The sequence below is a fragment of the Magnetococcales bacterium genome, from assembly GCA_015231925.1.
In the GTDB taxonomy this organism is placed as follows: Bacteria; Pseudomonadota; Magnetococcia; order Magnetococcales; family JADGAQ01; genus JADGAQ01.
This window is the reverse complement of record JADGAQ010000209.1, coordinates 1-6,987: the sequence shown is the minus strand read 5'-3', so window position 1 is coordinate 6,987 and position 6,987 is coordinate 1. Positions and strand designations below refer to the sequence as shown.

Here is a 6,987-nt window from a genome sequence, read left to right as displayed (position 1 = left end):
GGGAGGTGGAGGCGCTGGCGGCGGGGGTGATGCATCTGGCGGGTCAACCCGAGCTGCGACGCCGCCTGGGGCGGGAGGCGCGGCAGCGGGTGGAAAGGGCGTTCTCCGCCCGGGGGGGGTGGGAGAAGCTGTGGGACTATTATCGCCGGTTGCTGTCCTGAAAGGGCACCACCACGCGCCCGGCCAGAATATCCCCATAAGCGGCGAAGACGCCCTTCAGCCGGGACCACTTGCCGCGTCCCGGTTTGAGCAGAAAGGCCGTCAGACGCATCAGGGTATAAGCGAACATGGCGTAGCCGAAGAAGAGCCAGTGGGCGGGGGTGAGGGCCAGAAAACGCCGGAAGAAGAGGTAGCGCCCCATGACGAACATGCGCCCCTCCCGCTCCTTGTCCGGGCGCATGGCGGCGGCCTCCAGATGTTGCAGCCGGGCGGCTGTGGCCAGGATCAGACCATGATGCCTCGCCACCTGCTGGCAGAAATCCTTGTCCTCCCCGAAAGCCAGTTTGCGGTAGCCGGGGGTGAAGCGGCAGCGTTCGAAGACCGTGCGACGAAAGGCGAAGGCCGCGCCCGGCAGAAAATCGACCTCCGCCCGCGCCTCCGTCAGGGGGGCGGCGTCGCCGAAATCGACACAGAATCCCGAAGGCCGCATGCGTCCCTCCCGCAGGCCGGAAAGCAGAAAGAGCGACTCGGCGAGGCGGCGCAGGCGACGTTTCCAGGTGAAGGCCGGGCGATTGGTGATATGGCCGCCAACTCCGCCGATGCGCCCTTCGCTGTCCTCCTCGAAGACCCGCAGCAGCTCTTCCAGGCAGCGCTCCTCCAGAATCACGTCGTCATCCAGAAAGCCGATGATCTCCCCTGTGGCCAGGGAGAGGCCCAGGTTGCGGGATTCCGTGAGGCCGGGGGTCTGCTTGCGCACCATTCGGGTGGAGAGACCCGCCACTTCCAGCTCCTGTTGCAGGGGCAGCTCCGGCAGATTGCCGTCATCGACCACGATCAGCTCCTCGGGCTTGCGGGTTTGACGCAGCACCGAGGCCAGGCAGTCGGTGAGTTCCCGCTGACGGTGGTAGGTGGGGATGATCAGGGTGAGCCGACAGCGATTCATGAGGAGACGGCCAGACGAATGGCCTGGGCCTGGGGGGCGAACTCCCCGCGCAGGGGCAGGGTGAAGCGGTGGGGCTTCACGGCGGCGAGCTGACTTTCCAGAATCTCCCGATAGGGGATGGCAGGAATGTAGCCGTAATAGACCAGATGGCGCTCCAGTGGCAGGAAGGCGTCGAAGAGAAGTTCGTTGATGATGCCCAACTCCCGGAAAACAGCGCTTTGATCGATGGGTGTGGGACCGAAAGCGGCCCCATGGACCAGCAGGATCAGCTCCGTGGGGCGGGCGCGTTGCAGCAGCCGGGTTTTGGGGAAGAGCCGTTCCATGGGCAGATCGAGGCTGGGATCGGGAAAGAGGCGTTCCACCAGGGGCATCAGCGGCTTGGGCAGGGAGCGGCCCAACCGCTGCATGGCGCGGTGGCTTCGGGCGCGACGCAGGAAGGCGTCGGCCTTCAGACGTTCGTTGAGCCAGGGCAGAAAGGTGAAGTGGTGCAGCCGCAGGGGGATCACCTGACGGTAGAAGAGAATCTCCCCCTCGTGCAGAATGAACTTGTCGTCGGCCAGGAAATCCCAGCCATGACGCAGGAACTCCAGCATCAGCAGGGTCTTTTTGGTGTCTTCGAGGCCGGTGATCAGCAGGCAGCGCCCCTCTTTGGCCACCACCGAGCCGTGGCCGATCAGGGACTTGCGGCGGGCCAGGAGGAGTTGCAGGAGAAACTGCAGCAGATCCAGCAGTTTGCCGCCGATGCCCGGTCGGGGGGCGCACAGCACGCGGAACTCTTCCGGGCCGAAATAGACCAGCAGATCCAGTTGGTTGCGATAGAAGAGCCGCAGGGGTTCCTCGGCCTGTGGCGGGCGGTCCAGCAGGTGAAAGGGACGCCAGGGCAGATCGGCCAGGGTTTCGCCCGCCAGGGGGTGGTGAGGGGGCAGGGTTTCCAGGCGAATGGTTTCCGTGGGCAGCCGCGCCGGGGCGCTCACCAGGAAGTGGCTCCAGTGGTGACGCAGGGTCTCCCCCAGAAAAGGCGGCAAATCGCGGCCCGCGATGTGGGCCAGGCCGTGAAAGGAGAGGTCGATGTTCACGGCAGGTTCTTTCGGGCAGGTTGTCGCAGGGGTTTCAACAGGGGGCTGAAGCGGCTTGAAATCTGGATCAGCAGGACGAGACCCGCGGTGTAAAGGGCGGCCTGCAGCCACGGCGAGGCCAGATAGCCCTTGGCCAGCGGAATCGCCGGCAGAGTGACCAGGGGTGCGACGCCGATGGCGAGCAGACGGCGGGCCTCTTCCCGGCGGTTGAAGGGGGTGCGGCGTCCCAGAAAAAAGGTCAGGCCCAGAAAGAGCAGAGCGAAGGCCAGGCTGGCGGAGAGGGCGACCCCTTCGATGCCCAGCCCCCGGTCGATGAGGAAAAGACTCAGGGAGGCGTGACAGAGCAGGGCGGCGAACAGGATGGGCAGGGCCCGCAACTGCAGCCGCAAAGCGCCCAGCATGCCCCGGGAGACGAAGGAGAGGGCCAGAAACCAGGAGCCTGCCGCCAGAATGGCGGCGGAGGTGGCGCTTGGGGTGAATTTGGGCAGGATCAGGGCCAGCACCGGCTCCGCCAGAAAGATGACCGGGGCGGCAATCAGCGGATAGTAGAAGGCGGTGTTGATCAGGGGGCGGTAGTAGTGTTCGTCCCAGATCCGGGTGGGAGGGTGTTTGGCCAGCATGGCCATGAGTTGAGGTTCCAGAATCTCCCGTGTGGCCATGGGAATTTGCAGCAGGAAGCCGGAAGCGGTGAGCGCCAGGGCGTAGAAGCCCAGGGCCTCGGTGCCCAGTTTGGCCAGGATGATGAATCGATCCAGGGTGGTGATCAGGGTCAGGGCGATGCCGAAGAGCAGCAGGGGCCAGCCCTCCTTCACCAGGGAGAAGAAGAGGCTTCGGCTCGGCCCCCCCCGGTGGTGCAACGGGTGGACCCGCCGCAAATAGAGGAGGGTGAGCAGTTGCGATGCCAGGAAGGAGAGGTAGACCCCTTCCATGCCCAGGAGGACGATGGCGGGCAAGCCCAGCAGCAGGGTACTCCAGGAGCCGATGTAGTTGGAGCGGGTGATGATTTCGAAAAGCTGCTCCCCTTTGCACAGGGTCAACTGGTACTGGGTGTACCAACCCATCAGCACGGCGATGGCCATGGTCCACAGACCGTGGCGGATGATCTCCTCCAGGGTCGGAAAGAGACCTGCCAGGAAGGCCCCCAGGGCGATGAGCAGGCTGGGATAGAGGGTGCCCCAATAGGCGGTGGTTTGCAGGCGCAGGCGCTCTTCCTCCCGCCCCTCGGCGAGCAGTTCGGGAATGCGCAGGCGCAGGGTCTGCAACGCCCCCAGATGGGAGAAGGCGGCGTAGGTGGGAATGAGGTTGAGCCCGTTCCACAGACCGATCTGCACGGGATCGAGGAATCGCGGCTTGATATAGGCGTTGGCCAGGCGGATGATACGTTGGAAGAGCTGACCGGCGGCGTAGCGAGCCAGTCGGGAGACCAGGCTGTTTTCGCTCACGGGCCGCTCCCCCGGAACCGATGCCGCACTTCTCCGGCCAGCGCGACGCCGGCCACCGACCAGCGCAGGAAATTGAGGGCGGCCAGCGGCCAAAAGGCCACCCTGGCGCGACGAAAGAAGACGGCGGTGGAGAGGAGCGCCGGCAGGGGCCAAAGCAGCAGGAGAAGCAGGGCCGCAGTCGGAGAAAAGGGCAGCAGCAGGACCGTCGCCGGGGGCAGCAGCAGATGCCACAAGGCGAAGAGGGGTTGACGCAGGGTGCGCGGGGAGAGACCCAGGGTGGCCAGTTGCCCCAGGGCATGGCTTTGACGCCAGTACTCCTTGCCCAGGAACTCGCCCAGGGAGCCTTCCGCGCCATGATGGATCAGGGTGGTTTCGGCGGAGCGCAGCACCGGCAGACCCGCTTGACGGGCCGCCACGCTGAAAGCCTTGTCCTCCCCGGTGGGCAGCTCTTCGGAGAAGCCGCCCAGTTGCTGAAAACGCACCCGGCGAATGAAGAGGTTTCGCCCCGGCAGTTGCCGGGCGGAGACGACCTCCCCTTGCGGCAACAGGTCGCGGGCTCCCCAGACCCGCCCGACCCAGGAGGTATGCGGCGGGGCCTGGTCCTGAAAGGCCAGCAGGCCGTCGAAGCCCTGGCGGAAGCGTCCGCAGGCCAGGCTCAAAGCCTCCGGGGGCAGGGTCATGTCCGCGTCCAGAAAACAGAGCAACTCCCCGTGTGCCTGGGCTGCCCCTTGATTGCGCAGGCGGCTGATGCGAAAACCCCGGGGAAAGCTGACGGAAACGAGGCGACTGCCAGCCCGTGCGGCGATGGCGGGGGAATCGTCTTGCGAACCGCCGTCGGCGAAGAGAACCTCCGCAGTCTCTCCCGGTGGCAGGGCGGCGCTCACGGAGGCCAGACAGGCTTCCAGGGTGGCAGCCACATTCAGGCCGGGCACGATGACGGAGAGATAGGGCGAGTCCACGGCGAGGCCTGTCGTACAAGGGGATGAAAAACCGGAAGGCCCCATTCTAACAGGATTCCGCTGTTTGCGGGAGGCGAGATGACCGGGGAGGGCGCGGTTTTGTTGCTGGCGGGGCTTTGCGGGGGGATGGCCTTTCTGCTGCTTCTGCCCGTGGTGATCTATCCGTTGTTGCTGGGGGGCATGGCCCGGCTCTTCGGCAGACGTCCGGTGGTTCCCGATGCCACGGAGCCTTGGCCCACGGTGAGCCTGGTGGTGGTGTTTCGTAACGCCCGGCCCCTGCTGGAGGCCAAACAGCGCAATTGCCTGCAACTCGACTACCCTCGGGAGAAGCTGCAGATTCTCTTCTGCTCCGACGGATCCGAAGATGGCGGGGAGACCCTGTTGACGCCGCAGCCGGGTCTTGTCGTATTGGCAAATCCCCGGCATCGTGGCAAGATTGCCTGCCTCAACGAGGCGGTCGAAATGGCCACGGGGGCCATCCTCTGTTTTTCGGACGTGGACGGCCTGCTGGAGCCCGAGGCGCTGAAAAAGCTGCTGCGCTGGTTTGCCGATCCCGCCGTCGGTGGGGTGTGCGGCCAGCGCGTCATCGGGGAACAGGGTCATCTGCACGCGGCCCAAAGCCGCTATATCGATCTCGACAGCGCCATCAAGGGCTGGGAGTCCCGATTGGGAGGGCTGGCCAGCAGCGACGGCAAGCTGCACGCCGTGCGAAGGGAGCTGTTTCGCCCCCTGCCGGAGGCTGTCGCGGACGATCTCTTCATCTGTCTGGCGGCCCGTCTGCTCGGCGGGCGATTTCTCTTCGAACCCGAAGCCCGTGTGCGGGTGCCACTGCCCTCACGGGGGGATCGCCACGAAAGGCTGCGGCGACGGCGCATCGTCTCTTCCAGCCTGCGGGGCATTTTTTTATGCTGGCCCCTGCTGCTGCCCTGGCGCTACGGGGCTTTTGCCGTCCAATTGCTGATCAACAAGGTGCTGCGTCGCCTGATGCCCTTGTTTCTGCTGTTGCTGACCCTTTTCACCCTGATCGGGACAGGGCTCTCCGCCCTATTTTGGGTGGGGGCTCTGCCTCTGCTGTCAGTGTACGCGGCGGCGGCCTGCCATGCCCTTTCGGGAGGCCGGCGCGGCAAGGTGGGCAAACTCTGCGCCATGGCCTGGTACTTCTGTCTGGGCAATCTGGGCATGGCCCTGGGTTGGTACGACTATCTGCGGGGCAGCCCCGCGGCCAAATGGGATCCGATCAAACAGGATTGAGCGATACGTCGAAGGAGTGAAACACCCATGACTACCGGATTGCACCCTCGGGATCGGCAGATGGCCGCCTGGCTCTTCGTCTGCTGTGTGCTGGTCTTCGGCATGGTGGTGTTGGGCGGCATGACCCGCCTGACCGGTTCAGGCCTTTCCATGGTGACCTGGGAACCGGTGAAGGGGGCGTTGCCCCCGCTCTCCGAAGAAGCCTGGGAGGAGATGTTCGCCCAGTATCAACAGACGCCGGAGTACCGGAAGGTCAATACCCACATGGATGTCCACGATTTCAAGGGCATCTTCTGGCTGGAGTACATTCATCGCCTGCTGGGTCGCCTGATCGGCATCGTCTTTCTGCTGCCCTTCCTCTACTTCTGGAAAAAGGGGCGCATCCAGCCGGGCATGACTCCCAAGCTGCTGACCATGTTCCTTCTGGGGGGGCTTCAGGGTCTGGTGGGCTGGCTGATGGTGGCCAGCGGGCTGGTCAACGACCCCCATGTCAGCCAATACCGATTGGCCATCCACCTCTGCATGGCCTTCATCATCTTCGCCTACATGTTCTGGGTCGGGCTCTCGCTCTGGTTCGGCGAGGTGGGCAGTTCCCAGGGAAGCGGCAGCGCCTCACTGGCGCGCTTCGCCTGGGCCATGCTGGCACTGGCCATGGTGACCGTCTTTTCGGGTGGGCTGGTGGCGGGGCTCAAGGCGGGTTTGACCTACAACACCTTCCCCCTGATGGATGGGCGACTGATTCCGGCAGGATTTCTGGACCTGAGCCCGCTCTGGCGCAACTTCTTCGAAAACATCCCCACGGTACAGTGGGACCATCGTTTTCTGGCAGTCTCCACCTTTCTGGGGGTTTTGGCCCTGTGGATGAAGGGCCGGCGGGAAGCCCTTTCACCTCTGAGCCGGGGCATACTCCACCTCCTGTTGATCGTGGCGCTGGTTCAGGTCGGGTTGGGCATCGCCACTTTGCTGCTGGTGGTACCCATCGGCCTGGCGGTGACCCACCAGGCCGGAGCCATGATCCTGTTCACGACGCTGCTGTGGTTCGTCCATCGCTTACCGCAGGCACGGACCCCGTAACCGGTTGAGCGGCAGCTGGCGGGAAGAGGTGAAAGGCCATCAGATAGACGATGACGCCGGTCACCGAAACATAGAGCCAGATG

Annotated in this window: 7 protein-coding genes; 3 read left to right on the top strand and 4 right to left on the bottom strand. The window is 64.7% G+C overall.

Annotation, left to right across the window (positions count from 1 at the left end):
- Positions 1–161: glycosyltransferase family 1 protein (locus HQL56_17110; protein ID MBF0311238.1), on the top strand; the 161-nt coding region annotated here is incomplete at its 5' end.
- Here the strand turns inward: HQL56_17110 and HQL56_17105 are convergent.
- From HQL56_17105 to HQL56_17090, 4 genes are read right to left on the bottom strand one after another with little or no spacing between them, the layout of a single operon-like run.
- The gene (locus HQL56_17105; GenBank protein ID MBF0311237.1) at positions 140–1,102 is read right to left on the bottom strand and encodes a glycosyltransferase family 2 protein; all 963 of its coding nucleotides are present in this window, start codon (positions 1,100–1,102) and stop codon (positions 140–142) included. The two genes, HQL56_17110 and HQL56_17105, sit on opposite strands and share 22 nt — an antisense overlap.
- A complete protein-coding gene (locus tag HQL56_17100; GenBank protein MBF0311236.1) occupies positions 1,099–2,178 on the bottom strand; it encodes a hypothetical protein in 1,080 nt (359 codons plus the stop codon). Before HQL56_17100 ends, HQL56_17105 begins: the two co-directional genes overlap by 4 nt.
- A complete protein-coding gene (locus HQL56_17095) occupies positions 2,175–3,620 on the bottom strand; it encodes an oligosaccharide flippase family protein (protein ID MBF0311235.1) in 1,446 nt (481 codons plus the stop codon). Before HQL56_17095 ends, HQL56_17100 begins: the two co-directional genes overlap by 4 nt.
- Positions 3,617–4,579 (bottom strand): glycosyltransferase, encoded by a 963-nt coding sequence (locus HQL56_17090; protein ID MBF0311234.1) that lies wholly within the window; start codon positions 4,577–4,579, stop codon positions 3,617–3,619. The genes HQL56_17095 and HQL56_17090 overlap by 4 nt, the downstream gene beginning before the upstream one ends.
- Positions 4,580–4,657: 78 nt before the next feature.
- On the opposite strand from HQL56_17090, the gene HQL56_17085 reads away from it, so the two are divergent.
- A complete protein-coding gene (locus tag HQL56_17085) occupies positions 4,658–5,830 on the top strand; it encodes a glycosyltransferase (protein ID MBF0311233.1) in 1,173 nt (390 codons plus the stop codon).
- A 27-nt stretch (positions 5,831–5,857) separates the two neighbouring features.
- The gene (locus HQL56_17080) at positions 5,858–6,904 is read left to right on the top strand and encodes a COX15/CtaA family protein (protein ID MBF0311232.1); all 1,047 of its coding nucleotides are present in this window, start codon (positions 5,858–5,860) and stop codon (positions 6,902–6,904) included.
- Positions 6,905–6,987 lie beyond the last annotated feature (83 nt).